21 protein-coding genes and 1 pseudogene are annotated in these 25704 nt (G+C 64.6%); 13 read left to right on the top strand and 9 right to left on the bottom strand.

Going from position 1 to position 25704, the window contains the following annotated elements; all coding sequences use genetic code 11:
* Nucleotides 1-69: 69 nt before the first annotated feature.
* The 6 genes from ACVJ5M_RS08560 to ACVJ5M_RS08535 form a co-directional block, all read right to left on the bottom strand.
* Nucleotides 70-843, bottom strand: coding sequence for an SDR family NAD(P)-dependent oxidoreductase (locus ACVJ5M_RS08560; protein WP_039156171.1), 774 nt, complete (start codon nucleotides 841-843; stop codon nucleotides 70-72).
* A 162-nt stretch (nucleotides 844-1005) separates the two neighbouring features.
* A complete protein-coding gene (gene pimD, locus ACVJ5M_RS08555) occupies nucleotides 1006-2148 on the bottom strand; it encodes a pimeloyl-CoA dehydrogenase small subunit (RefSeq protein WP_063980947.1) in 1143 nt (380 codons plus the stop codon).
* Between the two features lie 132 nt (nucleotides 2149-2280).
* Nucleotides 2281-3471 (bottom strand): pimeloyl-CoA dehydrogenase large subunit, encoded by a 1191-nt coding sequence (gene pimC, locus ACVJ5M_RS08550; RefSeq protein WP_063980946.1) that lies wholly within the window; start codon nucleotides 3469-3471, stop codon nucleotides 2281-2283.
* Nucleotides 3472-3523: 52 nt separating this feature from the next.
* Nucleotides 3524-4711, bottom strand: coding sequence for an acetyl-CoA C-acyltransferase (locus ACVJ5M_RS08545; RefSeq protein ID WP_063980945.1), 1188 nt, complete (start codon nucleotides 4709-4711; stop codon nucleotides 3524-3526).
* A complete protein-coding gene (gene pimA, locus ACVJ5M_RS08540; RefSeq protein WP_283017995.1) occupies nucleotides 4708-6390 on the bottom strand; it encodes a dicarboxylate--CoA ligase PimA in 1683 nt (560 codons plus the stop codon). Before pimA ends, ACVJ5M_RS08545 begins: the two co-directional genes overlap by 4 nt.
* Nucleotides 6391-6549: 159 nt before the next feature.
* Nucleotides 6550-8646 carry a 3-hydroxyacyl-CoA dehydrogenase NAD-binding domain-containing protein gene (locus ACVJ5M_RS08535; protein WP_063980943.1) on the bottom strand — a complete coding sequence of 699 codons (2097 nt, stop codon included), beginning with the start codon at nucleotides 8644-8646 and terminating at the stop codon, nucleotides 6550-6552.
* A gap of 130 nt (nucleotides 8647-8776) precedes the next feature.
* Here ACVJ5M_RS08535 and ACVJ5M_RS08530 point away from each other — a divergent pair, with 130 nt between their 5' ends.
* The 9 genes and pseudogenes from ACVJ5M_RS08530 (at nucleotide 8777) to ACVJ5M_RS08490 (ending at nucleotide 18707) form a co-directional block, all read left to right on the top strand.
* Entirely contained in the window at nucleotides 8777-9643 is an 867-nt protein-coding gene (locus ACVJ5M_RS08530) for an IclR family transcriptional regulator (RefSeq protein WP_063980942.1), read from the top strand.
* 66 nt (nucleotides 9644-9709) lie between these two features.
* A complete protein-coding gene (locus tag ACVJ5M_RS08525) occupies nucleotides 9710-10507 on the top strand; it encodes an ABC transporter ATP-binding protein (protein ID WP_063980941.1) in 798 nt (265 codons plus the stop codon).
* Nucleotides 10504-11217 carry an ABC transporter ATP-binding protein gene (locus tag ACVJ5M_RS08520; protein ID WP_014498266.1) on the top strand — a complete coding sequence of 238 codons (714 nt, stop codon included), beginning with the start codon at nucleotides 10504-10506 and terminating at the stop codon, nucleotides 11215-11217. The genes ACVJ5M_RS08525 and ACVJ5M_RS08520 overlap by 4 nt, the downstream gene beginning before the upstream one ends.
* Nucleotides 11218-11229: 12 nt before the next feature.
* On the top strand, nucleotides 11230-12108 hold the full coding sequence (locus ACVJ5M_RS08515) for a branched-chain amino acid ABC transporter permease (RefSeq protein ID WP_354097732.1): 879 nt from the start codon (nucleotides 11230-11232) through the stop codon (nucleotides 12106-12108).
* A 2-nt stretch (nucleotides 12109-12110) separates the two neighbouring features.
* Nucleotides 12111-13131 (top strand): annotated as a pseudogene (locus tag ACVJ5M_RS08510) (branched-chain amino acid ABC transporter permease).
* 40 nt (nucleotides 13132-13171) lie between these two features.
* Nucleotides 13172-14401, top strand: coding sequence for an ABC transporter substrate-binding protein (locus ACVJ5M_RS08505; protein ID WP_063980939.1), 1230 nt, complete (start codon nucleotides 13172-13174; stop codon nucleotides 14399-14401).
* A 142-nt stretch (nucleotides 14402-14543) separates the two neighbouring features.
* On the top strand, nucleotides 14544-15770 hold the full coding sequence (locus ACVJ5M_RS08500) for an ABC transporter substrate-binding protein (protein WP_456679279.1): 1227 nt from the start codon (nucleotides 14544-14546) through the stop codon (nucleotides 15768-15770).
* 240 nt (nucleotides 15771-16010) lie between these two features.
* Nucleotides 16011-17240 (top strand): ABC transporter substrate-binding protein, encoded by a 1230-nt coding sequence (locus tag ACVJ5M_RS08495; RefSeq protein WP_063980937.1) that lies wholly within the window; start codon nucleotides 16011-16013, stop codon nucleotides 17238-17240.
* 183 nt (nucleotides 17241-17423) lie between these two features.
* Nucleotides 17424-18707 carry a glycerate kinase type-2 family protein gene (locus ACVJ5M_RS08490; protein ID WP_283017993.1) on the top strand — a complete coding sequence of 428 codons (1284 nt, stop codon included), beginning with the start codon at nucleotides 17424-17426 and terminating at the stop codon, nucleotides 18705-18707.
* 131 nt (nucleotides 18708-18838) lie between these two features.
* Here the strand turns inward: ACVJ5M_RS08490 and ACVJ5M_RS08485 are convergent, their stop codons facing one another.
* Nucleotides 18839-19360, bottom strand: a complete 522-nt coding sequence (locus ACVJ5M_RS08485) for a MarR family winged helix-turn-helix transcriptional regulator (RefSeq protein WP_071916733.1) — start codon at nucleotides 19358-19360, stop codon at nucleotides 18839-18841.
* A 177-nt stretch (nucleotides 19361-19537) separates the two neighbouring features.
* Between ACVJ5M_RS08485 and ACVJ5M_RS08480 the strand changes: the two genes are divergently transcribed.
* Genes ACVJ5M_RS08480 through ACVJ5M_RS08470 form a run of 3 tightly spaced genes read left to right on the top strand, consistent with a single transcriptional unit; the run spans nucleotide 19538 to nucleotide 23081 of the window.
* Nucleotides 19538-20578, top strand: a complete 1041-nt coding sequence (locus ACVJ5M_RS08480; protein WP_063980936.1) for a branched-chain amino acid ABC transporter permease — start codon at nucleotides 19538-19540, stop codon at nucleotides 20576-20578.
* A gap of 5 nt (nucleotides 20579-20583) precedes the next feature.
* On the top strand, nucleotides 20584-22353 hold the full coding sequence (locus tag ACVJ5M_RS08475) for a branched-chain amino acid ABC transporter ATP-binding protein/permease (RefSeq protein ID WP_063980935.1): 1770 nt from the start codon (nucleotides 20584-20586) through the stop codon (nucleotides 22351-22353).
* Nucleotides 22350-23081 (top strand): ABC transporter ATP-binding protein, encoded by a 732-nt coding sequence (locus ACVJ5M_RS08470; RefSeq protein ID WP_063980934.1) that lies wholly within the window; start codon nucleotides 22350-22352, stop codon nucleotides 23079-23081. The genes ACVJ5M_RS08475 and ACVJ5M_RS08470 overlap by 4 nt, the downstream gene beginning before the upstream one ends.
* Nucleotides 23082-23273: 192 nt before the next feature.
* On the opposite strand, the gene ACVJ5M_RS08465 is transcribed toward ACVJ5M_RS08470, so the two are convergent.
* Nucleotides 23274-23909 (bottom strand): pyridoxamine 5'-phosphate oxidase family protein, encoded by a 636-nt coding sequence (locus ACVJ5M_RS08465; protein WP_283017992.1) that lies wholly within the window; start codon nucleotides 23907-23909, stop codon nucleotides 23274-23276.
* A 121-nt stretch (nucleotides 23910-24030) separates the two neighbouring features.
* On the opposite strand from ACVJ5M_RS08465, the gene ACVJ5M_RS08460 reads away from it, so the two are divergent.
* The gene (locus ACVJ5M_RS08460) at nucleotides 24031-24915 is read left to right on the top strand and encodes a LysR family transcriptional regulator (RefSeq protein ID WP_063980932.1); all 885 of its coding nucleotides are present in this window, start codon (nucleotides 24031-24033) and stop codon (nucleotides 24913-24915) included.
* A gap of 145 nt (nucleotides 24916-25060) precedes the next feature.
* Here ACVJ5M_RS08460 and ACVJ5M_RS08455 read toward each other — a convergent pair whose 3' ends face one another.
* A complete protein-coding gene (locus ACVJ5M_RS08455) occupies nucleotides 25061-25480 on the bottom strand; it encodes a PaaI family thioesterase (protein ID WP_354099847.1) in 420 nt (139 codons plus the stop codon).
* Nucleotides 25481-25704 lie beyond the last annotated feature (224 nt).

The raw sequence follows: 25704 nt of genomic DNA, 5'->3' as shown, positions 1-25704 counted from the left end.
TCGCTCCTGACGTCTTCAGCCTCAAGAGCCGATAACGCAACAGGCCCACAAGGGGAGAGGGAAGAATCCCTACACCGCTGCCGTCGTCACGCCGCCGTCGATCACGATGGTCTGGCCGGTCATGAAGCTGGACGCGTCGGAGGCGAGATAGGCGACGGCGCCGGCGATTTCGTCGGGTTCGCCGATGCGGCGAAGGGGCGTGGTGGCGGTGCGGCGCTTGAGGTTGGCTTCGTCTTCCCACAGCGCGCGGGCGAAATCGGTCTTGACCAGGCCGGGCGCGATGCAGTTGACGCGGACGCCTTTCGGGCCCCATTCGCCGGCGAGCGAGCGGCACAGCGCGAAGTCGGCGGCCTTGGAGATGCCGTAGGCGCCGATCACGGTCGAGCCGCGCAGCCCCCCGATCGAGGAGATGATGACGACGGAGCCGTTGCCGCGCTCCGCCATTTGCGGGATCGCCAGCGCGGAGAGCCAGATGTTGCTCTTGACGTTGCTGCCCATGATCTTGTCGAAGGCCTCGTCGGTGATGTCGAGCAGCGGGCCGTAATACGGATTCACCGCGGCGTTGCAGACGAGGATGTCGATCTTGCCGTAGTGCTTGATCGTGCCCGAGATCAGCGCCTCGACCTCGGCCTTGCGCGCGATGTTGCAGGGAATGACGATGGCATCGCCGCCGGCTGCGATGATGCCGTCGGCGACTTCCTTGCAGGCGTCGGCTTTGCGCGAAGAGACCACGACCTTGGCGCCTAACTTGGCGAGCAACTCGGCGGAGGAGCGGCCGATGCCGCGGCTGGAGCCGGTGACGATTGCGACCTTGCCGGTGAGATCGAACGGGGTGTTTTTCATTGTTGTTGGGCTCCGCTGATTCCATTTACTCGATGTCATCGCCCGACTTGATCGGGCGATCCAGTACTCGGCGGCTGAGTTGCGTGAACGAACTGCCGCCGCGGAGTACTGGATGCCCCGGTCAAGCCGGGGCATGACAGTCTTCGCGTGGCCTAGATCAACTCAGATCAACCCGCTCCCATCCGCGACGCGGCGCTGGTGGTAGTCGGTGTCACCAAAGCTGTTCTCGATCATGGTGAGGCGCTTGAAGTAGTGGCCGATCTTCGCCTCCATGGTCATGCCGATGCCGCCGTGGAGCTGGATCGCCTGCTGTCCGACGAACTTCAGCGACTTGCCGATCTGCACCTTGGCCGCGGCGATCGCGTTGGAACGCTCCTTGGCGTCCTCGAAATCACCCGCCATGGTCGCGAACATCGACATTGATCGCGCCTGCTCGGCGGCGACGAACATGTCGGAAGCGCGGTGCTGCAACGACTGGAACGAGCCGATCGCGACGCCGAACTGCTTGCGCGTCTTGATATACTCGACGGTGGTCTTGAGCGACTCGTCCATCAGGCCGACCGCCTCGGCACAGAGCGCAATGCGGGCTTCGTCGACGACACGCTCGATCAGCGCGAGCGAGTCGTCGGGATTGCCGAGCACCGCATCCGCGCCGACCTCGACGCCGGTGAAGGTGATGTCGGCGGCGTGCAGGCCATCCTGCGTCGGGTACGACTTCTTCGTCACGCCCTTGGCGCCCGCCGGCACCAGGAACACGCCGATGCCGGACTTGTCGCGGCGGTCGCCCTTGGTGCGGGCGGTGACAATGAGAGTTTCCGCGTTCTCGCCGTTGAGCACGACGAATTTCTCGCCGTCGATCACCCAGCCGTCACCCTTCTTCTTCGCCGTCGTGGCGACGTCGAACAGGTCGTAACGCGAGTTCTTCTCGAGCTGGGCGAACGCCAGCGTCTTGCTGCCGTCGATGATCCCGGACACGTGCGCGGCCTTCTGCGCATCGGAGCCGGCGTGGCGCAGGAAGCCGCCGCCGATCACAACCGTTGCCAGATACGGCTCAAGCACCAGCGCCTTGCCGAGCGCTTCCATCACGATCATGGTCTCGACACCGCCGCCGCCGAAGCCGCCATCGGCCTCCGCGAAGGGCAGGCCGAGCAGGCCCTGCTCGGCGAGCTTGCCCCAGACGGCCTGGCTCCAGCCGCCCTTCTCCTTCATGTACTTCTTGCGGCTCTCGAAATCATAGGAATCGGTCAGCAGGCCGTCGATGCTTTCCTTGAGAAGCCGTTGCTCCTCGTTCAGATCAAAATCCATTTCTTTGGTTCCTCGTACCCGGAATTTTTTGGTTTCGTCATCCCGGGGCGCGCGTAGCGCGAGCCCGGGATCCATACTCCCGATCGTGGTTATGGATTCCGGGCTCGCGCTGCGCGCGCCCCGGAATGACGCCTAGAGCCCCAGCACCGCCTTGGCGATGATGTTGCGCTGGATCTCGTTGGAGCCGCCGTAGATCGAGACCTTGCGGTTGTTGAAGTAGCTCGGTGCGATCTGGGCGGTCCACTCCATGGCTTCGTTCGAGCCGTCGTCGCCGTGCACGTCGTAGGGTGCTGCGAACGGGCCGATCACTTCCATCAAGAGCTCGGTGGTGGTCTGCTGGATCTCGGAGCCCTTGATCTTCAGCACCGAGGACGCCGGATTAGGCTTGCCCTTGCCGTGCTTGCCCTCGTCGGCGACGACGCGGAGCTGCGTCAGCTCGAGCGCCTTCAGCTCGATCTCGCAGGCCGCCAGCTTCTCGCGGAACGCGGCGTCCTGGATGATCGGCTTGCCGCCGGATTCGACCTTGCCGGCCAAGTCGCGGATGCGGCGCAGCCGCTCCTTGGAGACGCCGACCCGGGCAATGCCGGTGCGCTCATTGCCGAGCAGGAATTTGGCGTAGTCCCAGCCCTTGTTCTCCTCGCCGATCAGGTTCTCGTAGGGCACCTCGACGTCGTCGAAGAACACTTCGTTGACCTCGACGCCGCCGTCGATGGTCTGGATCGGACGCACGGTGACGCCCTTCGACTTCATCGAGAACACGATGAAGGAGATGCCCATCTGCTTCTTGGCGGAGGGGTCGGTGCGGCAGAGGCAGAAGATCATGTCGGCGTGCTGGGCGAGCGTGGTCCAGGTCTTCTGGCCGTTGATGATCCACTTGTCACCCTTGCGCTCGGCCTTGGTCTTGAGCGAGGCGAGATCGGAGCCGGAGCCGGGCTCGGAGAAGCCCTGGCACCACCAGTCGTCGACATTGGCGATGCGCGGCAGATACTGCTTCTTCTGCTCTTCGTTGCCGAAGGTGTAGATCACGGGGCCGACCATGCTGACGCCGAAGGCGAGCGGCTGCGGCGCCGGATAGGACTGCAGCTCCTCGTTGAAGATGTAGTGCTGCACGGAGGTCCACCCCGTCCCGCCATACTGCTTCGGCCAGTGGCTGACGCCCCAGCCCTTCTTGTTGAGGATGCGCCACCACGTCACCATCTCGTCCTTCGAGAGGTGACGGCCCTCGACCAGCTTGCGCCGCGTATCCGGCGGCACGTTGTCGCGGAAGAATGAACGCACTTCCTCGCGAAACGCCTGCTCTTCCCTAGTGAATGCGAGATCCATCGGATCCTCCTGTGAGCTTCTTTGTTTCGTCGCCGTCAGGACGACGGTGAAATTACTGCAACACCTCGAACAGCCCGGCCGCGCCCATGCCGCCGCCGACGCACATGGTGACGACCGCATACTTGGCCTTGCGGCGGCGGCCTTCGATCAGGGCGTGACCGGTCAGGCGCGCGCCCGACATGCCGTAGGGATGGCCGACCGAGATCGCGCCGCCGTCGACGTTGATCTTCTCGGGGTCGATGCCGAGCTTGTCTCGGCAATAGAGCACCTGCACCGCGAAGGCTTCGTTCAGCTCCCAGAGGCCGATGTCGTCGACGGTGAGGCCGTGGCGCTTGAGCAGGCGCGGCACGGCGAAGACCGGGCCGATGCCCATCTCGTCCGGCTCGCAGCCGGCGGAGACGAAGCCGCGGAAGATGCCGAGTGGCTTGAGGCCGCGCTTGGAGGCTTCCTTGTCGCTCATGATGACGGAGGCGCTGGCGCCGTCGGAGAGCTGGCTGGCATTGCCCGCGGTGATCGAAAAGCCTTCGCCGCGCACGGGCTTGAGGCCGGCAAGGCCTTCAGCCGTGGTCTCGGGGCGCGGGCCTTCGTCCTGCGACAAGGTCACTTCCTTCATCGACACGGCGCCGGTCGCCTTGTCGGTGACCGCCATCTGCGTCGTGATCGGCGCCAGTTCGTCCTTGAACTTGCCGCCCTGCTGGGCCGCGGCGGTGCGGCGCTGGCTCTCCAGCGAATATTCGTCCTGCTTCTCGCGCGAGATGCCGTAGCGCTTGGCGACGACCTCGGCGGTGTCGATCATGGGCATGTAGACCTCGCCCTTGATCTTGAGCAGCGCCGGATCCTGGGCGTGGAAGCCGTTCATCTTGTCGTTCTGCACGAGGCTGATCGACTCGCCGCCGCCGCCGACCGCGATCTCGACGCCGTCGAAGATCACCGAGCGCGCGGCAAGCGCGATGGCCTGGAGGCCCGAGGCGCATTGCCGGTCGATGGTGGTGCCGGCGACGGTCACGGGGAGACCTGCGCGGAGCAGCGCCTTGCGCGCGATGTTGCCGCCGGTCGCGCCCTGCTGCAGCGCCGCGCCCATCACGACGTCCTCGACCTCCTTCGGATCGACCTTGGCGCGAGCGACTGCCTCGCCGATGGCGTGGCCGAGCAGCGTCGCACCCTCGGTGGCGTTGAGCATGCCGCGATAGGCCTTGCCGATCGGGGTGCGGGCGGTGGAAACGATGACGGCGTCGGTCAAGAGCGACCTCCTGATGGGTGTTGGGTGGATTGTGCTGGTTTCTGCTGCTGGCGCAATTCGTGGCGCGACAATTTTCCGACCGGCGTGCGCGGCAGATCGTCGACGAACTCGACTGCTGCCGGCAGCTCGTGCTTGCCGACCTTGCCGGCAAGCTGCGCGCGCAGCTCGTCGAGCGAGAACGGCTTGGCGTCCGGCTTGAGCTTGATGAAGGCCTTGGCGGCCTCGCCGCGATACTGGTCGGGAATGCCGAGCACGATCACCTCGTGCACGCCCGGAATGGTGTAGATCGCCTGCTCGATCATCTGCGGATAGACGTTGAAGCCGCCGGAGATGATCATGTCCTTCTTGCGGTCGACCAGGAAGAAATAACCGTCGGTGTCGACATAGCCGATGTCGCCGGTGAGGAAGCGGCCGTCCGAAAACGACTCCGCGGACTCCTTCGCCTTGTTCCAGTAGCCCTTGGTGACGTTCGGGCCCTTGATGCGGATTTCGCCGACTTCGCCCGGCGGCAGAACTTTTGTCGGATCATCCAGCGAGACCACGTCCATCTCGATGCCGGGCAGCATCAGGCCGATCGACCCCGGCTTGTCCGGTCCCGTCGGCGGGTGGCCGGTGCCGGGCGAGCAGGTCTCGGTCATGCCCCAGCCGCTGCGCAGCTTCTTGCCGACCTTGCGCTCGAAGAAGTTCGCGATCTCCACCGGCAGCGGCGCGCCGCCGGAGCCGATGACGGCGAGCGAGGAGAAGTCGCGCTTGTCGAGATCAGGCAGCGCCGCGATCGCGATCCACATCGTCGGGACGCCCGGGAAGTACGTCGCGCGCTTGATTTCGATGTCGCGCATCACCGCCTCGACATCAAAACGCTGGTGGAGCGAGATCAGATTGCCGCGGCTGAGCGACGACAGCAGCACGACGGTGAGCGCATAGATGTGGAACAGCGGCAGCACGCAGATCACGCGCTCGACGACGTCGCCGCGCGCCGCACGCGACGGCTTGCCCCAGACATCGTAGATCGACACTGCCGAGGTGAGATTGCCGTGGGTGAGCATCGCGCCCTTGGGCAGGCCGGTGGTGCCGCCGGTATATTGCAGCAGCGCGACGTCGTCCGCCGTCACGGACGGCCACTCAGCCGGCGCGGTGGCGCCCTCGACGAAGCTCTTGAAGGTGACGATGCGGGGATCGTCGGGGATCGGCGCCTGTGGCGTGCCGACCTTGCCCCAATCGTCGTCCTCGCAGACGACCAGGCGATCGATCAGGCCCTTCTCCAGGAACTTCAGCGCGTTCGGCAGCAGCGCCGCGAGGTTGGAGGTGACGAGCAGGCGCGAGCCGGAATCCGAGACCTTGTGCGTCAGCGCGATCTCGCCGTCGAGCGGGGAGAGATGCGCGACGCGGGCACCGGCCTTGAGCGCGCCGAAGAAATTGACCGGATGGTCCGGCGTGTTGCCGAGGAACAGCGCCACGGAACTGTTCTTGCCGCAGCCGGCGCGCAGGAAGGCAGCCGCGGCACGCTCGGCCATGGCGGCGAGCTCGGTATAGCTGATCGGACGATCGCGGAATTCCAGCGCGGTGCGCGGGCCGAAATCGGCGGCGGCTTTCGACAGCAGGTCAGGCAGCGAGCCCTGGACGATGGTGTCGTCCCAACGCACGCCCTCGGGATAAAACTGTTCGCCGGGATGGGGCATTATTCTTGATTGGTTGAGCGAGCAACTAACAGAGACCGTCATTCCGGGGCGCGACAAAGTCGCGAGCCCGAAATCCACAACCACCAGCTGGGGTTATGGATTCCGGGCCTGCGCCTTGCGGCGCATCCCGGAATGACGAGGGTTGAGATGAAGCGGCCATCACGCCGCTTTCGACGCCGCGGCCAGCGACGCGAACGTCTTGCCTTCGGCCGCGAGCTTCTTCAGCAGCGGCGCGGGCTCGAGGCTCGGATCGTTGGTCTCCTTGGCGTAGAAGGAGAGACGATCGGCGATGTGCTTGAGGCCGACGGTGTCGGCCCAGAACATCGGGCCGCCGCGGTAGATCGGCCAGCCGTAGCCGTAGAGCCAGACCACGTCGATGTCGGAAGGACGCGCCGCGATGCCCTCTTCGAGGATCTTCGCGCCCTCGTTGATCATCGGGTACATCATGCGCTCGAGGATCTCCTCGTCGCTGACGACACGCTTCTTGCGGCCGAGACGGAGCAGCGTCTCGTCGATCAGCTTTTCGACCTCCGGATCGGGCAGCGCCGAGCGACTGCCTGCTTCATACTTGTAGTAGCCCTTGCCGGTCTTCTGGCCGAAGCGGCCGGCTTCGCAGAGCGCATCCGCGATCTCCGACTTGATGCCGCGGTCCTTGCGCGAGCGCCAGCCGATGTCGAGGCCGGCGAGATCGCCCATCGCGAACGGTCCCATCGGCATGCCGAATTTGGTGACCACGGCGTCGACCTGCTGCGGCAGGGCACCTTCGAACAGCAGCTTCTCGGACTGCTTGCCACGCTGCGCCAGCATGCGGTTGCCGACGAAGCCGTCGCAGACGCCGACCACGGCCGGCACCTTCGCGATCTTTCGCGCGATGGTCACGGCGGTGACCAGCGCATCCGGCGCGGTCTTGTCGGCGCGCACGATCTCGCACAGCTTCATGACGTTGGCGGGCGAGAAGAAGTGCATGCCGAGCACGTCCTGCGGCCGCTTGGTCGACTTCGCGATCTCGTCGATGTTGAGGTAGGAGGTGTTGGAGGCGAGCACGGCGCCGGGCTTGACGTATTGGTCGAGCTTGCCGAACACTTCCTTCTTCACCGCCATGGTCTCGAACACGGCCTCGATCACCAGGTCAGCATCACCGACGTTCTCGATGCCGACGACGCCGTTGATCAGCGCCATGCGCTTGGCGGGCGCGTCGGCCGGGATGCCGCCGCGCGCGGCGGTCGCTTCCCAGTTCTTCTGCATGATGCCCATGCCGCGCTTGAGCTGCTCCTCGCCGGTCTCGATCAGGGTGACGGGCACGCCGGCATTGGCAAAGGACATCGCAATGCCGCCGCCCATGGTGCCGGCACCGAGGATGGCGACGCGGTTCACGGGCCGCGACTTGGTGCCTTCAGGGACGCCGGCGATCTTGCTGGCCTCGCGCTCGGCGAAGAAAGCATAACGCTGCGCCTTGGACTGGTCGCTGGAGACGAGCTTGAGGAAGCCCTCGCGCTCCTTCTTCAGCCCCTCGTCGAACGGCAGGTCGATGGCGTAGCCGACGGCGTCGGCGGCGGCGAACGGCGCCTCCAGGCCGCGCGACTTCTTGGTCATGGCGGCGACCGCATTGGTGAAGATCGAGCGGTCGGCCTTGGCCGCCGCGAGCTTGGAATCGTCGTCGCGCAAGCGCCGCAGAGGGCGCTTCTCGGCGAGCAGCTTGCGCACGAAGGCCTCGCCGCCGGAGGCCGGACCTTCGACGATCTCCTCGATCAGGCCGTTCTTGAGCGCTTCGGCGGCACCGATCGGATCGCCGCCGACGATCATCTTGACCGCGAGTTCCGGCCCGACCGCGCGCGGCAGGCGCTGGGTGCCGCCGGCGCCCGGCAGCAGGCCGAGCTTCACCTCGGGCAGCCCGAGCTTGGCTTCCTTCACGGCCACGCGGAAATGACAGGCCAGCGCGACCTCGAGGCCACCGCCGAGCGCGGTGCCATGGATCGCGGCGACGACCGGCTTGGGCGAGTTCTCGATCTCGGCGAGGACGTCGTTGAGGGCGGGCGGCTTCGGCGGCTTGCCGAACTCGGTGATGTCGGCACCGGCGATAAAGGTGCGGCCGGCGCAGGTCAGGACGATGCCCTTGATCGCGGGATCGGCGATCGCGGCCTTGATGCATTCGAGAATACCGCCACGCACTGCGGCACTCAGCGCATTGACCGGAGGACTGTTGACCGTGACGATCCCGACTTCGTCATGACGCTCAAGCTTGACCACTTCGCTCACGGCTTCCCTCCTTGGTGGGGATTTACTTTTGTTCGATTTCGCGGTGCGGAATTTAATTCCGCATCTTGACGGCAGGGTTATTTTGAAGCACGGACGTTGTCAACGACTCCGCGCAAGAAGCAGATCAGGGATGAAGCGTACAGGCAAGAAGACTGCGACCGATCGGAATTTCGTCGTCGCGCTTTCCCGCGGACTAGATGTTTTGCGCGCATTCCAACCCAGCGACGGACTTCTCGGCAACCAGGAGATCGCCGCGCGGACGAACCTGCCCAAGCCGACCGTTTCGCGCCTGACCTACACGTTGACGAAGCTCGGTTATCTGACACCGGTTCCCCGTTTCGAGAAGTATCAGCTCGCGCCCGCCGCGATGGCGCTCGGCTATGCGGCGTTATCCAATCTCGGCGTTCGGCATTTGTCCGAGCCATTTCGCGAGGAATTGATGCGCGCGACCGGCGGCGCCGTCGCGATCGGCGGCCGCGACCGTCACAGCATGATCTATTTCGGGCAAAGTCGCGGCAGCGAGACGGTCGGCGTTCAACTTGACGTCGGCTCCCGCGTGCCGATTGCAACCAGCGCGATGGGCCGTGCCTATTTCTGGGCGCTCGATGACGAGGGGCGCGCCGAGGTGTCCCGCATCCTGCGCGAACATTACGGCAGCCGGTGGCCGAAGATGCGCGACGGATTGGAACGTTCCGGCGAGACCGTTGCGAAATACGGTTTCGCGATGTCCGTCGGCGACTGGCACGACGACATCGGTGCCGCCGGCGTCGCGCTCAAGCTCAACGACGGAACCGGACCTTACGCATTCAATTGCGGCGCGCCCGCATTCCGCTTCACGGAAGAGCGTTTGATCAACGACATTGGACCGCGTCTGCTGGCGATGGTAAGGAACATTGAAGCGGCACTCGGGGGACTGATGCCGCAATCCAAAAAAGAAGTCAGCAAAAAGCTGAAATCAGGAGGAAAAGTTGCGCGTGTGGCCGAGGGGTTCAGATAGCCTTTGTCATCACCGGGAGCGGTTCGCATCGCCCCTTCGCCCACTGACGTGTGTGGGCGAGACGAGATGACGCAGGCACAGCTCGCGCAGGGGACATCGCCCCTGCTCGCGGTTCGCGACGTCAGCGTCGTGTTCGGCGGCATCATCGCGCTCAACGGCGTGTCCTTTGACATGCACAAGGGTCAGATCCTCGGATTGATCGGCCCCAACGGCGCCGGCAAGACCACGCTCTTCAACTGCCTCTCGCGGCTCTATCAGCCGTCGTCGGGCGACATCCTGATGGAAGGCGTGAGCATCCTGTCGCGGCCTCCGCACCGGATCGCCGAGATCGGCATCGGCCGCACCTTCCAGAACGTGGCGCTGTTTCCGAACCTCTCGGTGATGGACAACGTCCGCGTCGGCGCCCATTCGAAGACCTCCAGCGACATCATCAGCGACTCGCTTCGGCTCGCCTGGGTCCGGCGCAGCGAGACCGAGGTCAACAAGAAGGTGCAGGAGATCCTCGCCTATCTCAAGCTCGAGGACGTCGCCCACACCATCGTGTCCGGCCTGCCCTTCGGCACGCAGAAACGCGTCGAGCTGGCGCGCGCGCTCGCGGCCGACCCGAAGATCCTGCTGCTCGACGAGCCGGCCGGCGGCCTCAACCACGAGGAAGTCTATCTGCTCGGCGACCTCATCCGCCGCATCCGCGACGACCGCCACATGACCGTGCTGCTGGTCGAGCACCACATGGGCCTCGTGATGTCGATCGCCGACCACGTCGTCGCGCTGAATTTCGGCAAGAAGCTCGCGGAAGGCACGCCGGCCCAGGTGCAGGCGGACCCCGACGTCATCAAGGCCTATCTCGGGAGCAAGGACCAATGACGACGCTGCTCAACGTCAAGGACCTGCGCGCCTATTACGGCCAGGTCCAGGCGCTCCATGGCCTGTCCTTCTCGCTCAACGAAGGATCGTTGACGACGCTGCTCGGCGCCAATGGCGCCGGCAAGACCACCACCCTGCGCGCGATCTGCAACATGGTGCGTTCCACCGGCGCGATCGAGTTCGAAGGCAAGCCGCTCAGCAACCGCTCCACCGAGAGCATCGTGCGGTTCGGCATCGCCCACGTGCCGCAGGGCCGCGGCACCTTCACGACCATGACGGTCGAGGAGAACCTCCAGCTCGGGGCCATCACCCGCAAGGACAGCGCCGGCATCGTTTCCGACATCGAGCGCATGTACGCGCATTTCCCGGTGCTGAAGCAGCGCCACACCCAGCAGGCCGGCACGCTCTCGGGCGGCGAGCAGCAGATGCTCGCGGTCGCCCGTGCGCTGATGCTGCGGCCGCGCCTGATGCTGCTCGACGAGCCGTCCTTCGGACTGGCGCCGCTGGTCGTGCGCGACCTGTTCGGCATCCTCGGCAAGATCAACCGCGAGGACAAGGTGTCGATCCTGGTGGTCGAGCAGAACGCCCAGCTCGCGCTCGAGCTCGCCGACCAGGCCTATGTGATCGAGACCGGACGCATCGTGATGTCGGGCAATGCCAAGGACATCGCGAACAACGAAGAAATCCGCAAATCCTATCTGGGTTACTGAGGAGCCGGCACGATGGAGCTGTTCACCAACCAAGTGCTGGCCGGCATCGCCACGGGCGCGATCTACGCCTGCATGGCGCTCGCCGTGGTCATGATCTACCAGGCGATCGACCATCTCAACTTCGCGCAGGGCGAGATGGCGATGTTCTCGACCTTCATCTCCTGGCAGCTGATGCAATGGGGCGTGCCTTACTGGGCCGCCTTCATCCTCACGCTGGCGCTCTCCTTCGTCGCCGGCATCGCGATCGAGCGCATCCTGTTCAAGCCGCTGGCGAAAGCGCCGGTGCTGACCAACGTCGCCGGCTTCATCGCCCTGTTCGCAATCATCAACTCCTCGGCCGGCCTGATCTGGGACTTCACCATCAAGCAGTACCCGACCCCGTTCGGCTCCGCGCCGTTCCTGGGCAGCCAGCTGATCTCGACCCACCAGGCCGGCATGATCGCCGTCACGGTGCTGCTGCTGCTCGGCCTCTACTTCTTCTTCCAGTACACGCGCATCGGCCTGGCCATGCGCGCGGCCGCCTCGGTGCCTGAATCGGCCCGCCTCGTCGGCATCAACACGAGCTGGATGATCGCGCTCGGCTGGGGCATGGCGACCGCGATCGGCGCGATCGCCGGCATGCTGATCGCCCCCGTCGTGTTCCTCGAGCCCAACATGATGGGCGGCGTGCTGATCTACGGCTTTGCCGCCGCGGTGCTCGGCGGTCTCACCAGCCCGTTCGGCGCCGTGGTCGGCGGCTTCCTGGTCGGGATCTTCGAGAACCTCGCCGGCACCTACATCCCCGGCGTCGGCAATGAGCTGAAGCTCCCGATCGCGCTCGCGCTGATCATCTCCGTCCTGGTCGTCAAACCCGCTGGCCTGTTCGGCCGGCACATCGTCAAGCGAGTTTGATCATGAGCGCTGCAGAAGAAGTCGTTGCAGAAGGCCACGAGGCGGTCGAGGCTGTTCCGAAGCGGGCCATGACGCTGGGCACCGGCACCTCGCTGGTGGTGCTCGCGGCACTGCTGATCGCACCCCGTTTTCGTCAAGAACTTCATCATCTTCCAGATGACGATGCTCCTGATCTACGGGCTCGCGGTGCTGGCGCTGAACATCCTGACCGGCGGAAGCGGCCAGTTCTCGCTCGGCCAGAGCGCGTTCTACGCGGTCGGTGCCTATACGACAGCGGTGCTGATGGAGCACTTCAACGTCAATTACGCGCTGACGCTGCCGATCGCCGGCGTCGTCTGTTTCGGCTTCGGCTTCCTGTTCGGGCAGCCGGCGCTGCGGCTCTCCGGCGTCTACCTCGCGCTTGCGACCTTCGCGCTCGCCACCGCCATGCCGCAGCTCCTCAAGCTGAACTTCCTCGAGCACTGGACCGGCGGCGTGCAGGGCCTCGTCGTCACCAAGCCGGATGCGCCGTTCGGGCTGCCGATGTCGCAGGACATGTGGCTGTACTACTTCACGCTCGTGGTCGTGATTGCGATCTACATCTTCTCGGTGAACCTGCTGCGCTCCCGCTCGGGCCGCGCCTTCATGGCGATCCGCGACAACGAGATCGCGGCCTCCGCGATGGGCGTCGACGTCGCGCTGTACAAGACGCTGGCCTTCGGCGTCTCCGCCGCCATCACCGGCATCGCCGGCTCGCTTGGCGCCATTGCGGTGCAGTTCGTCGCGCCCGACAGCTACACCATCACGCTCGCAATCTCGCTGTTCCTCGGCATGGTCGTCGGCGGCGTCGGCTGGCTGCCCGGCTCGATCGTCGGCGCTGCCTTCATCATTTTCGTACCGAACATCGCGGAGGGCATCTCCAAGGGCCTCTCCGGCGCGGTGTTCGGCGTGCTCCTGTTCCTCGTCATCTACCTCGTGCCGCATGGCGCAAGGCAAGTCGCGATCCTGGGCCAGCAACTCGCCGGTCGGCTCAGGAAGAACTGAAACGTCCATCCAGACTGTTGTTTTAACCAAGGAGACCCAATTGCTTTTCGGAAGAATACTGCGAACCACCGCACTCGTAACGGCGGTCGCGACCCTCACCTCCGGCGCAGCACTTGCCCAGAAGAAATACGACACCGGCGCGTCCGATACCGAGATCAAGATCGGCAACATCATGCCGTACAGCGGTCCGGCGTCTGCCTATGGCATCATCGGCAAGACCGAAGAAGCCTATTTCAAGATGATCAACGACAAGGGCGGCATCAACGGCCGCAAGATCAACTTCGTCACCTATGACGACGCCTATTCGCCGCCGAAGGCCGTCGAGCAGGTCCGCAAGCTGGTCGAGAGCGACGAAGTGCTGGCCGTGTACAATCCGCTCGGCACGCCCTCGAACACCGCGATCCAGAAGTACCTGAACGCCAAGAAGATCCCGCAGCTGTTCGTCGCCACCGGCGCCACCAAGTGGAACGACGCGAAGAACTTCCCCTGGACCATCGGCTGGCAGCCCTCCTACCAGAGCGAAGCGCAGATCTACGCGAAATGGCTGATGAAGGAAAAGCCGAACGCCAAGGTCGCGATCCTCTACCAGAACGACGATTTCGGCAAAGACTACCTCAAGGGCACCAAGGACGGTCTCGGCGCCAAGGGCGCGTCCATGATCATCATGGAAGAGAGCTACGAGGTCTCCGAGCCGTCGATCGACGGCCACATCGTCAAGATCAAGGCCGCCAATCCCGACGTGCTGCTGATCTACGCGACGCCGAAGTTCGCGGCCCAGACCATCAAGAAGACCGCCGAGCTCAGCTGGAAGCCGCTCCAGATCCTCACCAACGTGTCGATCTCGGTCGGCAGCGTGATGAAGCCGGCCGGCTTCGAGGCCTCGCAGGACGTGCTGTCGGCGGCCTATGCCAAGGATTCCACCGACCCGCAGTGGAACAACGATCCCGGCATGAAGAAGTGGAACGAGTTCGTCGACAAGTACATGCCCGGCGCCGACAAGACCGACACCGGCATGGTCTACGGCTATGGCGCGGCGTCGACCCTGGTCAAGACGCTGGAGATGTGCGGTGACGACCTCACCCGCGCCAACCTGATGAAGCAGGCCGCTTCCTTGAAGGATTTTGCACCGGACACGCTGCTGCCCGGCGTCAAGATCAACACCAGCGCCACCGACTTCGCCCCGATATCGCAGCTCCAGATGCAGCGCTTCAAGGGCGAGAAGTGGGAACTGTTCGGCGAGATCATCAGCGGCGACGTCGCTTCCGAGTGACGCTGACGCAATAGTCCAAGTCTGGTCAGTTCAAGTCTAGTCAAATCTGACAAAGCCCCCGCGGGCGACCGCGGGGGCTTTTTGTTGACGTCAGGCGTCAATCTTGTTCAATGCGGCGCCGATCCATTCCGGGTGGAGAAAGATGACTGTCGTTCGATTTCAGGTTGCGGCCGTTTCGGCCGCGCTCGCGTTGTGCACTGCGATGAGCAGCCCGGCACTGGCGCAAAAGAAATACGACAGCGGCGCTTCCGATACCGAGATCAAGATCGGCAACATCATGCCCTATAGCGGGCCGGCGTCCGCCTACGCCGCGATCGGCAAGGCCGAGGAAGCCTATTTCAACAAGATCAATGCCGAGGGCGGCATCAACGGCCGCAAGATCAAGTTCATCTCCTACGACGACGGCTATTCGCCGCCGAAGACGGTGGAGCAGGCGCGCAAGCTGGTCGAGAGCGACGGCGTGCTGCTGATCTTCGGCTCGCTCGGCACCTCCACCAACGGCGCCATCCGCAAATACATGAACGAGAAGAAGGTGCCGCAGCTGTTCGTGGCGAGCGGCGCCTCCAAGTGGAACGATCCGAAGCAATATCCGTGGACCATGGGCTGGCAGCCGAGCTACGCCAGCGAGGCGCGCATCTACGCCAAATACATCATGAAGGAGAAGCCGGACGCGAAGATCGGCGTGCTCTACCAGAACGACGATTTCGGCAAGGACTATCTGAGCGGGCTGAAGGACGGCTTAGGGGCCAAGGCGTCGATGATCGTGCTCGAAGACGGCTACGACACGTCGGAGCCCGCGATCGACGAGCACGTCGTGAAGCTGAAGGCCTCGGGCGCCGACGTCTTCCTCAGCATCACCACGCCGAAATTCGCGGCGCAGGCGATCAAGAAGGCGGCCGAGATCAACTGGCATCCGGTCCACATCATCTCCAACGTCTCGGCGTCGGTCGGCGGCGTGCTCGAGCCCGCGGGCCTGGAGATCTCGCAAGGCATCCTGTCGGCGAGCTACACCAAGGACGGCTCCGACCCGCAATGGAATGCCGATGACGGCATGAAGAAGTTCTATAATTTCCTCGCGCAGTACGACCCCAAGGCCAACAAGCTCGATGCCGGCGTGGTGTTCGGCTATGCCGCGGCCCAGACCATGGTGAAGGTGCTGCAGATGTGCGGCGACGAGCTCACCCATGAGAACGTCATGAAGCAGGCCGCTTCCTTGAAGGATTTCGAGCCCGACACGCTGCTGCCCGGCATCAAGATCAACACCTCGGCCGATAATTTCGCCCCGATCGAGCAGCTCCAGATGATGCGGTTCAAGGGCAGGAAATGGGAGCTGTTCGGCGACATCATCTCGAGTGAGCTCGGCCACTGAAGTCGCGCAACTCAAAATCGCCACCGGCTGTTTAATCAACTCAAGACAGCGGCGCCGTCTCGCAGTCGCACACCAGCGCGCGCCGGTCCTTGACTACTAAAGGAGCAGCCCCTGCGACACAGCCGCGGGGGCTTTCTGTTGAAGGCTCCCGGTAAATCGTATTGAATTGCCTCCGCGCCGCCAAAAATCATCAAGCCAAGAAAAGGGACGCACACACACCAAGAAAATAGGGAGATAGGAATGCCCGCTGTCACCGGCAAACTTGCGGCCGCGTCACTGGCGCTTGCGCTCATTGCGGCCTCGGCCTCCACTGCATCGGCCCAGAAGAAATACGATACCGGCGCGACCGACACCGAAATCAAGATCGGCAACATCATGCCCTACAGCGGACCGGCCTCCGCCTACGGCATCATCGGGCGGACCGAAGCCGCCTATTTCAAGAAGATCAACGACGAGGGCGGCATCAACGGCCGCAAGATCAATTACATCTCCTATGACGACGCCTACTCGCCGCCGAAGACGGTGGAGCAGGCCCGCAAGCTGGTCGAGAGCGACGAGGTGCTGTTCATCTTCAACTCGCTCGGCACGCCGCCGAACTCGGCGATCCACAAATACATGAACTCGAAGAAGGTGCCGCAGCTGTTCGTCGCGACCGGCGCCACCAAGTGGAACGATCCGCAGAACTTCCCCTGGACGATGGGCTGGCAGCCCAATTACCAGAGCGAGACGCAGATCTATGCGAAGTGGCTGCTCAAGAACAAGCCGGACGCCAAGATCGCGGTGCTTTACCAGAACGACGATTACGGCAAGGACTATCTCAAGGGCCTCAAGGACGGCTTAGGGTCCAAGGCCGCCTCGATGATCGTCATCGAAGAGAGCTACGAGACCTCCGAGCCGACCATCGACAATCACATCGTCAAGCTGAAGTCGACCGGCGCCGACGTCTTCATGAACATCACGACGCCGAAATTCGCCGCGCAAGCGATCAAGAAGAATGCCGAGATCGGCTGGAAGCCGCTGCACTTCCTCAACAACGTCTCGGCCTCCGTCGGCAGCGTGATGAAGCCGGCCGGCTTCGAGAACGGTCAGGACATCATCTCGGCCGACTATCTCAAGGACGTGTCGGATCCCGCGTGGAACAACGATCCCGGCATGAAGGAGTTTCTGGCGTTCATGACCAAATACTTCCCCGAGGGCGACAAGCTCGATAAGGGCACGATCGTCGGCTATGCCGTGGCGCAGACACTGGTCCAGGTCTTGAAGCAGTGCGGTGACAATCTCACGCGCGAGAACATCATGAAGCAGGCGGCGAACGTGAAGGACTTCCGCACCGAGGCGCTGCTGCCGGGCGTGAAGGTCAACACCTCGCCGACCGATTTCGCGCCGATCAGCCAGCTTCAACTCGAGAAGTTCAAGGGCGAGAAGTGGGAGCTGTTCGGAGACGTGATCAGCGCCGACGTCGGCGGCTAACCCCAAACGACAGAGAGCCCCCTGCGCAGCCATCGCAGGGGGCTTTTGCTTGCGCGCGGATTATGATCACGCGATTGCACAATCGAATGATGGTAAAGCCCGCTTACGCTTTGGCGCCTGATGCGGTAGGCAGGGAGCCGGCGATTTTGTCGCCATCATTTCAGTTCGCTGAAGGCCTTCGCCATGACCGACCGACGTCCCCTGCTCCGCGCGCTTTACGACGCCGCCGTTGCCGCCGCCCATCCCAGCACGATTCTGGCGCCGCATCTGCGGCCCGCACCTAAAGGGCGCGTGATCTGCCTCGCCGCCGGCAAGGGCGCGGGTGCGATGGCCGCGGCCGCCGAACGGCATTATCTCGACACGCTCAAGCTCGCGCCGGAGCGCCTCGTCGGCATCGCCACCACGCGCCACGGCTACGGCGTGCCGACGCGCCGCATCCGCGTGGTCGAGGCCGGCCATCCCGTGCCCGACGAGGCCGGCCTGAAGGGCGCCGCCGATACGCTCGCGCTCGCGAGCGAGGCCGGGCCCGACGATCTGCTGCTGGTGCTGCTCACCGGCGGCGGCTCGGCGAACTGGATCGCGCCGGTGGACGGCATCAGCTTCGCGCAGAAGCAGGCGGTCAACAAGGCGCTGCTCCGCTCGGGCGCGCCGATCGGCGAGATGAACACGGTCCGGAAACATTTGTCGCGGATCAAGGGCGGCCGGCTGGCGCGCGCCGGCAAGAATGCCGCCGAGATCGTGACGCTCGCGATCTCCGACGTGCCGCACGACGATCCGTCCGCCATCGCCTCCGGCCCCACCGTGCCCGATCCGACCACCCTGGCGGATGCGCGCGCGATCGTCGCGAAGTACAAGCTCGCCATCGACGACGCCGTCCGCCGCGCGCTCGACGACCCCGCCAACGAAAGTGCCAAGCCTGATGATGCCGCCTTTGCCCGCGCGCATTTCGAGCTGATCGCGCGGCCCAAGCAATCGCTCGACGCCGCGGTGAAGCTCGCCAAGGAAGCGGGCTACGAGACCATCGATCTCGGCGCCGATCTCGAAGGCGAGGCGCGCGAGGTCGCCGCCGATCACGCCAGGCTCGCGCTTCAGGCGCGCGCGCAAGGCAAGCGCCTCGCGATCCTCTCCGGCGGCGAACTCACCGTTACCGTGCGCGGCAATGGGCGCGGCGGCCCCAACCAGGAATATGCGCTGGCGCTCGCCGGCCTGCTGAAGGACACGCCTGACATTTCCGCCCTCGCCGGCGACACCGACGGCGCCGATGGAGGCGCCGGCCATCCCACCGATCCCGCCGGCGCGCTGATTGATGCTGCAACGTTCGCGAAGATGAAGGCGCTGGCGCTTCAGCCGCAGGCGTATCTGGACAACAACGACGCGACGACGTTCTTCGAGGCGACCGGCGATCTGCTGATGCCGGGACCGACACTGACGAACGTGAACGATATCCGGGTGATTTTGGTGGATTGAGGCGCCTGCCCAGGTCTCGCTGTCATTCCCCGCGAAGGCGGGGAATCCAGTACGCCGCGGCCTATCGGTTCGATCACAAACGTCTCGGAGTACTGGATCGCCCGGTCAAGCCGGGCGATGACAGCCGGGCCTCAAAACTCGTTCGCGATCTTCGAGAGCATCCCGATCAGGGCTTCGCGATTGGCCTGCCCGAGCAGCTCGTTCAGCCGGGACTCGTGCTTGGTGGCGACGAGCTTTTTCGCCCGGGTCAGCACGGCCTTACCCTTGTCGGTCAGCACCAGGATGTGCGAGCGGCGGTCGTTGGTGGAGCGGATCCGCGCGCAAAGGTCGCGGCTCTCCAGATTGTCGAGCATCGCCACGAAGTTCGGGCGCAGGATGCCGAGGGTCGAGGCAATCTCGGTCTGGTTACGGCCCGGATTCTTCTCGACCAGCAGCAGCACGGAGAACTGCGCGGGCGTGAGCTGGAGCGAGGCCATGCAGCGCAAAAAGTTCTCGAACACCTTGAGCTGCGCCCGCTTCAGCACGTAGCCGAGCTGTTCGGAGAGCTCGCCAAGCTGGAGGGCTTCAGGCTGGGCCTCGGCCGCGTCCTTGCGGCCCTTGGCCGCGTCGCCGGGCTTTTCAGAAGACTTTTCAGCGGTTTTGGAAACGGTCATCGCCTCGTGCTCGTGATCCCGCTAAATTCGGGGCGGGTCGTCCGCCCCACCCTTGAAGTTATATTTGATAATTGTTATGGACCATATCAAATATCGTCAGCGTTTCAATGGCTGTGAGCGGACCGTCCACCGCAATTGCGGAGCCCGGTCCCGATCTTTGAGGGGGAGCGTCCGGTCTTGAATACCACCATCATGCTGTTCCTGGTACAGGACGGCATCACCAATGGCGCGATCTACGCGCTGCTCGGCCTGGCGCTGGTGCTGGTGTTCGCCGTCACGCGCGTCATCCTCATTCCCCAGGGCGAATTCGTCACCTACGGCGCGCTGACCTATGCCTCGCTGGCCGCGGGCCAGATGCCGGGCACGGCAAAGCTCGCGTTGGCGCTGGGTATCGGCGCCTTCGTGTTCGACCTGTTCGTGGCGCGCAAGGCGCTGCACGGCCGCCTGATCGTGCGCAGCCTCGTCACCAACGTCGTGCTGCCGGCCATCGTGCTGGCGCTGACCATCTACTTCGCCGCCCAGAAGCCGCCGGTGGCGGTCTGCATCGCGCTGTCGCTGGTGATCGTGGCGATGATCGGCCTCTACCTCTACCGCATCGCGTTCCAGCCGCTGGCGCACACCTCCGTGCTGGTGCTGCTGATCGCATCGGTGGGCGTCCACCTCGCGCTGCAGGGACTGGGCCTGCTGTTCTTCGGCGCCGAAGGCCAGCGCGGGCCTGCCGTGCTGTCCGGCTCCTTCACGGCCGGCGCACTGCGCTTCACCGGCCAGAGCATCACCGTCTACGGTATCACCGTCGCCTTCATCATCGGGCTCTGGCTGTTCTTCGGGCTGACGCTCTACGGCAAGGCGCTGCGCGCGACCGCCGTGAACCGGCTCGGCGCCCGCCTTGCCGGCATCCGCACCACGCTGTCAGGGCAGATCGCCTTCCTGCTGGCCTCCGTCATCGGCGCGCTGTCGGGCATCATGATCGTGCCGATCACGACGCTCTATTACGACTCTGGGTTCCTGATCGGCCTCAAGGGCTTCGTTGCCGCGATCATCGGCGGCCTCGTCAGCTATCCGCTCACCGCCGTCGCGGCGCTGGTCGTCGGCATCGTCGAGGCGTTCTCGTCCTTCTACGCCTCCAACTACAAGGAAGTGATCGTCTTCATGCTGCTGATCCCCGTGCTGCTGCTGCGCTCGCTCGCCGCGCCCGCGGTCGAGGAAGAGAAGGACTGACGCGCATGCAGAGCCGGCTTCCCATCCTCCTCTTCGCGCTTCTCATGGCGGCGATCCCGCATCTCCCGGGCATGCCGCCGTTCTGGATCGTGCTGCTCGACAATATCGGCCTTGCCGCCCTCGTCGCGATGGGCCTCGTGCTGCTCACCGGCGTCGGCGGCCTGACCTCGTTTGGCCAGGCGGCTTTCGTCGGGTTCGGCGCCTACACCACCGCGGTGCTGTCGACGGCCTATGGCCTGTCGCCGTGGCTGACCTTGCCGCTGTCGCTGTTGGTCAGCGGATCGTTGGCGGTGCTGCTCGGGCTGGTGACCGTCCGTCTCTCCGGGCACTATCTGCCGCTCGGCACGCTCGCCTGGGGGCTGGGCCTGTTCTATCTCTTCAGCAAGCTGGAATTCCTGGGAAGAAACGACGGCATCTCGGCGATCCCGCCGCTGTCGATCGGCTCGTTCAAGATGCTCTCGCCCGGCTCGATCTATTACGCGATCTGGGTTGCCGTGATCCTCTCGGCCCTGCTCACGATGAACCTGCTGGATTCCCGCACCGGCCGCGCCATCCGCGCGCTGCGCCGCGGACACGTCGCAGCCGAAGCGTTCGGCGTGCACACGCCGCGCGCGAAGCTCCTGGTGTTCATCCACGCCGCGGTGCTCGCCGGCCTCTCCGGCTGGCTCTACGCGCATCTCCAGCGCGCGGTGAACCCGACGCCGTTCGGCGCGCAGGCCGGCATCGAATATCTCTTCATCGCGGTGGTCGGCGGCGCCGGCTATGTCTGGGGCGGCGTGCTGGGCGCGGCGATCGTCGTGGTCCTGAAGGAGGTGCTGCAAAGCTATTTGCCGCTGATCCTGCCGGGCTCCGGACAGGTCGAGACCATCGTGTTCGGCATCATGCTGGTGGCGCTGCTCCAGCTTGCGCCCGGCGGCGTCTGGCCCTGGCTGATGTCGTTCCTGCCCGAGCGCACCAGTGGCAAGAAGCCGGACACCTCGCTGAAACTGGAGCAGCGCACCCGCGCGGCCGGCCAGTCCGGCGTCCTGCTCCAGGTCGAGAAGGCGCGAAAGCAGTTCGGTGGCGTGATCGCGGTCAACAACGTCTCCTTCGACGTGCAGGCCCGCGAGATCGTCGCGTTGATCGGACCGAACGGCGCCGGCAAGAGCACGACGTTCAACCTGATCACCGGCGTGCTGTCGGCGACATCGGGCTCGATCTCGGTGCTCGGCAAGAAGGTCGACAGGGCGCCACCGCAGGAGATCGTCAAGCTCGGCATCTCCCGCACCTTCCAGCATGTGAAGCTCGTCCCTGATATGACCGTGCTGGAGAATGTCGCGATCGGCGCGCACCTGCGCGGCCATTCGGGACCGATCTCCTCGATGCTGCGGCTCGACCGCGCCGATGAGGCGAGGCTGCTCGCGGAGGCCGCCCGCCAGATCGAGCGCGTGGGCCTCGCCGAGCAGATGCATCAGCTCGCAGGCTCGCTCTCGCTCGGCCAGCAGCGCATCGTCGAGATCGCAAGGGCGCTGTGCGTCGATCCGATGCTGCTGCTGCTCGACGAGCCTGCCGCCGGCCTGCGCCACATGGAGAAGCAGCGCCTTGCCGCGCTGCTCCGCGAATTGCGCGACGGCGGCATGAGTGTGCTCTTGGTGGAGCACGACATGGGCTTCGTGATGAATCTCGCCGACCGCATCGTGGTGCTCGATTTCGGCACCAAGATCGCGGAAGGCACGCCCGCCACGATCAAGACCAATCCCGAAGTGATCAAGGCCTATCTCGGAGTGGCGGCATGAGCGCGCTGTTGTCCGTCGCCGACGCACATGTCGCCTATGGCAAGGTCGAGGCCGTGCGTTCGGTCTCGCTCGAGGTCGGCGCCAACCAGATCGTCACCATCGTCGGGGCCAATGGCGCCGGCAAGACCACGCTGCTCTCCGCCATCATGGGCATCTTGCCGCTGAAGGGCCGCGTCGCCTTCGCCGGGCAGGATCTGTCACGGCTCGACATCGAGGACCGCGTCGCGATGGGGCTCGGCCTCGTCCCCGAGCACCGCGAATTGTTCGTGACCATGAATGTCGAGGACAATCTGGAGCTGGGTGCCTTCCGCATCGAGCGAAGCAAGGCGAAAACCTCGATGGAGCGCGTCTACACGCTGTTTCCGCGGCTGAAGGAGCGGCGCAAGCAGTTGGCGGGCACCCTCTCCGGCGGCGAGCAGCAGATGCTCGCGATGGGCCGTGCGCTGATGGGCGAGCCCAAGCTCTTGATGCTGGACGAGCCGAGCCTCGGCCTCGCCCCGATCATCGTCGCCGACATCTTCCGCATCGTCACTGAGCTCCGCGCCAGCGGCGTCTCCGTACTGCTGGTCGAGCAGAACGCACAGGCCGCACTGAAGATCGCGGACCAGGCCTATGTCATGGAGCTCGGCGAGTTCGTGCTCAGCGGCAAGGCGAGCGATGTCGCGGCGAACGAGCGCGTCGCGGCAAGCTATCTCGGCTTCCAGCACGAAGGCGCGAGTGTGATCTGATTTCTTGGCTGGCTCCTCTTCCTTTTCCCTCGTTGGAGAAGGTGGCGCGCGTAAGCACGCCGGATGAGGGGTTCTCTCCACGAATGACAACGTGGGACCATCGCCTGCGGAGAGGCACCCCTCACCCGTCTCGCGGCTACGCCGCGAGCCACCCTCTCCCACAGGGGGAGAGGGTGTACCGTGCGAGCCGCACTAGCTTTCGCTTGAAGGCAGACTCGCTTTTCCCTTCAACGCCGCGACCTCCGCTTCCAGCTCCGCGATCCTCGCATCCCTCGCCGCCAGCGCTGCCGCGACATCCGGCGCATCGAACTTCTGCGGAATGTGCTGCGGGCAGTTGGTGTCCCACGCTGCGATCTTGAACAGGATCACCTGCTCAGGGCGCGCGCGGTACCCCTTGGGCATCAGCGACGTCGTCAGCGCCTCGTCGTCCTCGACGACGCGCGCCTCGCCCCAGATCTTGACGCGGCGGCGATGGGCGTAGTCCATCACGAAGATATAGGCCTTGGGATTCTCGGACAGGTTTCCCTGCGTAATGTATTGCCGGTTGCCGGCGTAGTCCGTGAAAGCCAGCGTCTGCTTGTCCAGCACCTTCAAAAACCCCTTGGGGCCGCCGCGGTGCTGGATGTAGGGCTGGCCATCGCCCGACGCGGTCGCGAAATAAAAGCTGTTGGCGTCAGCCAGGAACGCCGCAAGGTTCTCGTCGACCTCGGTGCGCCATCCGCGCTGCTCGGCATGAGCATAGCCTTCGCGTGATCCCTTTCGTGTCTGGATCGATTTCACCGCCGGCGTGAACGCCACGTCGCTGGCGTAGGTGTGAGTTGCCGTCATCGGAACATCTCCTGAAATCCCGGCGCATCCCTGCGTCTTTCGCTGTCTAAGGTGGACCTTCCGGCGGGCAAAACAATCTGGCCGCTTGACACTTCATCATTGCAATATATGCAATAATACCATGGACCGCCTCGAAGCCATGCACGTCTTCGTCACCGTCGCCGATCTGCGCGGTTTTGCGCCGGCGGCGCGAAAGCTGCGGCTGTCGCCTTCGGCGGTAACGCGGTTGATCGCAGCGCTGGAGGAGCATCTCGGCGCGCGGCTGCTGCAGCGCACCACCCGGCAGGTGAGATTGACCGATGTCGGCACGCGCTATCTGGAGCGCGCGCGGCGCATCCTCGCCGATGTCGAGGAGGCCGACGGCTCCGCGCGCGAGGAGCGCAACCGGCCGAGCGGCCGTCTGGTGGTGTCGGCGCCCCTCGGCTTCGGGCGGCTGCATGTCTCGCCGGTCATGACCGATTATCTCAAGCGCTATCCGGAGGTCACGGCCGAGCTCAGGCTCTCGGACAACCTCGTCAATCTCGTCGAGGACGCGGTCGATGCCGCGGTGCGGATCGGCCATCTCGCCGATTCTTGGCTGGTCGCACGCCAGGTCGGCGAGATGCGGCGGATCACGGTGGCGACGCCGGGCTACCTGAAGCGCCACGGCGAGCCGAAGACGCCACAGGAATTGCTCGCGCACCAGACCATCGCGTTCGGCCCCTACGCCAATTGGCACTTCGTGCAGGACGGCCGCGATATCGAGTGGACGCCGACGCCACGTTTTACCAGCAACAGCGCCGACGCCGCCCTGCAATATGCAGAAGCCGGCGGGGGCATCACGCGGGTGCTGGCCTATCAGGCCGCGGAGGGCCTGAAGCGCGGGCGGCTCAAAATCGTGCTGGCGAAATACGAGCAGCCGGCGCTGCCGATCCACATCGTCTATCCGACCTCGCGCCTGCTCTCGGCCAAGGTGCGGGCGTTCGTCGATCTCGTGGTGGAGACGGCGGAGTGGCGGTTTGGGTGAGGTCTCGTGTCCCGGACGCGCTGCAACGCGTAGCGTTGCTGCGCAGAGCCGGGACCCAGAAGGCCAGAGCAAGGGCTGCGGGTGGATGGGCCCCGGCTCTGCGGAGCGGCACTTCGCGCCGCACCGCGTCCGGGGCACGAGAGCCTTACCCTTTCTTCGGCACCACGCGGAACGTCCCGCTGGCGCGTGCGATCACGACGTCATCGGCCTTTGCGAGACTCTGCGCGAAACAGATCGTCTTGCCGGTCCTGATCACGTCGCTCTCGATCGCAAGCCACTGGCCGATCTCGGCAGAGCCGACAAAATCGACCGTGAGCGAGATCGTGACGAACGAGGTGGTCCAGTTCGTCATCTGCGCGCAGCTATAGCCCATGGCGTTGTCCGCGAGTGCGGCGATGAGGCCGCCATGGATCAGGCCGCGGCCGTTGGTGTGCGGCCTGGCGAGGCGCAGGCCGATGATCACGGCCTTGTCGGTTTTCTTCGCGTAGAGCGGCTCCCACGGCTCGGTGAGCGGACTATTGCGGGAAAGCGGCTCGAAGCCGTCAGGGATGTCGGTGTCGGTCATAGCGTGTCTCGCGTTGCTGGTTGGCGCCATTGAACGCGATGTGGATGACAGTTTCACTGCCTACAAAGTTTTAAACGGAATTTGCGCGGGTGTTTGAAATGGGCACTCCCGTCATTGCGAGGAGCGAAGCGACGAAGCAATCCAGACTTTCTCCGCGGAAACAGTCTGGATTGCTTCGCTTCGCTCGCAATGACGATGTGGAGAAAGCACGCGATGCCGTAGGG

Source organism: Bradyrhizobium sp. S3.7.6 (genome assembly GCF_054061875.1).
Note: the sequence above shows the minus strand (reverse complement) of the source record. Positions and strands in the feature narration are given on the sequence as shown.

What these genes read in the sequence shown, in the direction of transcription:
- ACVJ5M_RS08475 (WP_063980935.1), top strand. Translation starts at nt 20,584, where the DNA reads ATGCAGAGCCGGCTTCCCATCCTCCTCTTCGCGCTTCTCATGGCGGCG.
- ACVJ5M_RS08525 (WP_063980941.1), top strand. Translation starts at nt 9,710, where the DNA reads ATGACGCAGGCACAGCTCGCGCAGGGGACATCGCCCCTGCTCGCGGTT.
- ACVJ5M_RS08465 (WP_283017992.1), bottom strand. Translation starts at nt 23,909, where the DNA reads ATGACGGCAACTCACACCTACGCCAGCGACGTGGCGTTCACGCCGGCG.
- ACVJ5M_RS08495 (WP_063980937.1), top strand. Translation starts at nt 16,011, where the DNA reads ATGCCCGCTGTCACCGGCAAACTTGCGGCCGCGTCACTGGCGCTTGCG.
- ACVJ5M_RS08530 (WP_063980942.1), top strand. Translation starts at nt 8,777, where the DNA reads ATGAAGCGTACAGGCAAGAAGACTGCGACCGATCGGAATTTCGTCGTC.
- pimC (WP_063980946.1), bottom strand. Translation starts at nt 3,471, where the DNA reads ATGGATCTCGCATTCACTAGGGAAGAGCAGGCGTTTCGCGAGGAAGTG.
- pimA (WP_283017995.1), bottom strand. Translation starts at nt 6,390, where the DNA reads ATGCCCCATCCCGGCGAACAGTTTTATCCCGAGGGCGTGCGTTGGGAC.
- ACVJ5M_RS08485 (WP_071916733.1), bottom strand. Translation starts at nt 19,360, where the DNA reads ATGACCGTTTCCAAAACCGCTGAAAAGTCTTCTGAAAAGCCCGGCGAC.
- ACVJ5M_RS08515 (WP_354097732.1), top strand. Translation starts at nt 11,230, where the DNA reads ATGGAGCTGTTCACCAACCAAGTGCTGGCCGGCATCGCCACGGGCGCG.
- ACVJ5M_RS08560 (WP_039156171.1), bottom strand. Translation starts at nt 843, where the DNA reads ATGAAAAACACCCCGTTCGATCTCACCGGCAAGGTCGCAATCGTCACC.
- ACVJ5M_RS08490 (WP_283017993.1), top strand. Translation starts at nt 17,424, where the DNA reads ATGACCGACCGACGTCCCCTGCTCCGCGCGCTTTACGACGCCGCCGTT.
- ACVJ5M_RS08455 (WP_354099847.1), bottom strand. Translation starts at nt 25,480, where the DNA reads ATGACCGACACCGACATCCCTGACGGCTTCGAGCCGCTTTCCCGCAAT.
- ACVJ5M_RS08460 (WP_063980932.1), top strand. Translation starts at nt 24,031, where the DNA reads ATGGACCGCCTCGAAGCCATGCACGTCTTCGTCACCGTCGCCGATCTG.
- ACVJ5M_RS08520 (WP_014498266.1), top strand. Translation starts at nt 10,504, where the DNA reads ATGACGACGCTGCTCAACGTCAAGGACCTGCGCGCCTATTACGGCCAG.
- pimD (WP_063980947.1), bottom strand. Translation starts at nt 2,148, where the DNA reads ATGGATTTTGATCTGAACGAGGAGCAACGGCTTCTCAAGGAAAGCATC.
- ACVJ5M_RS08500 (WP_456679279.1), top strand. Translation starts at nt 14,544, where the DNA reads ATGACTGTCGTTCGATTTCAGGTTGCGGCCGTTTCGGCCGCGCTCGCG.
- ACVJ5M_RS08470 (WP_063980934.1), top strand. Translation starts at nt 22,350, where the DNA reads ATGAGCGCGCTGTTGTCCGTCGCCGACGCACATGTCGCCTATGGCAAG.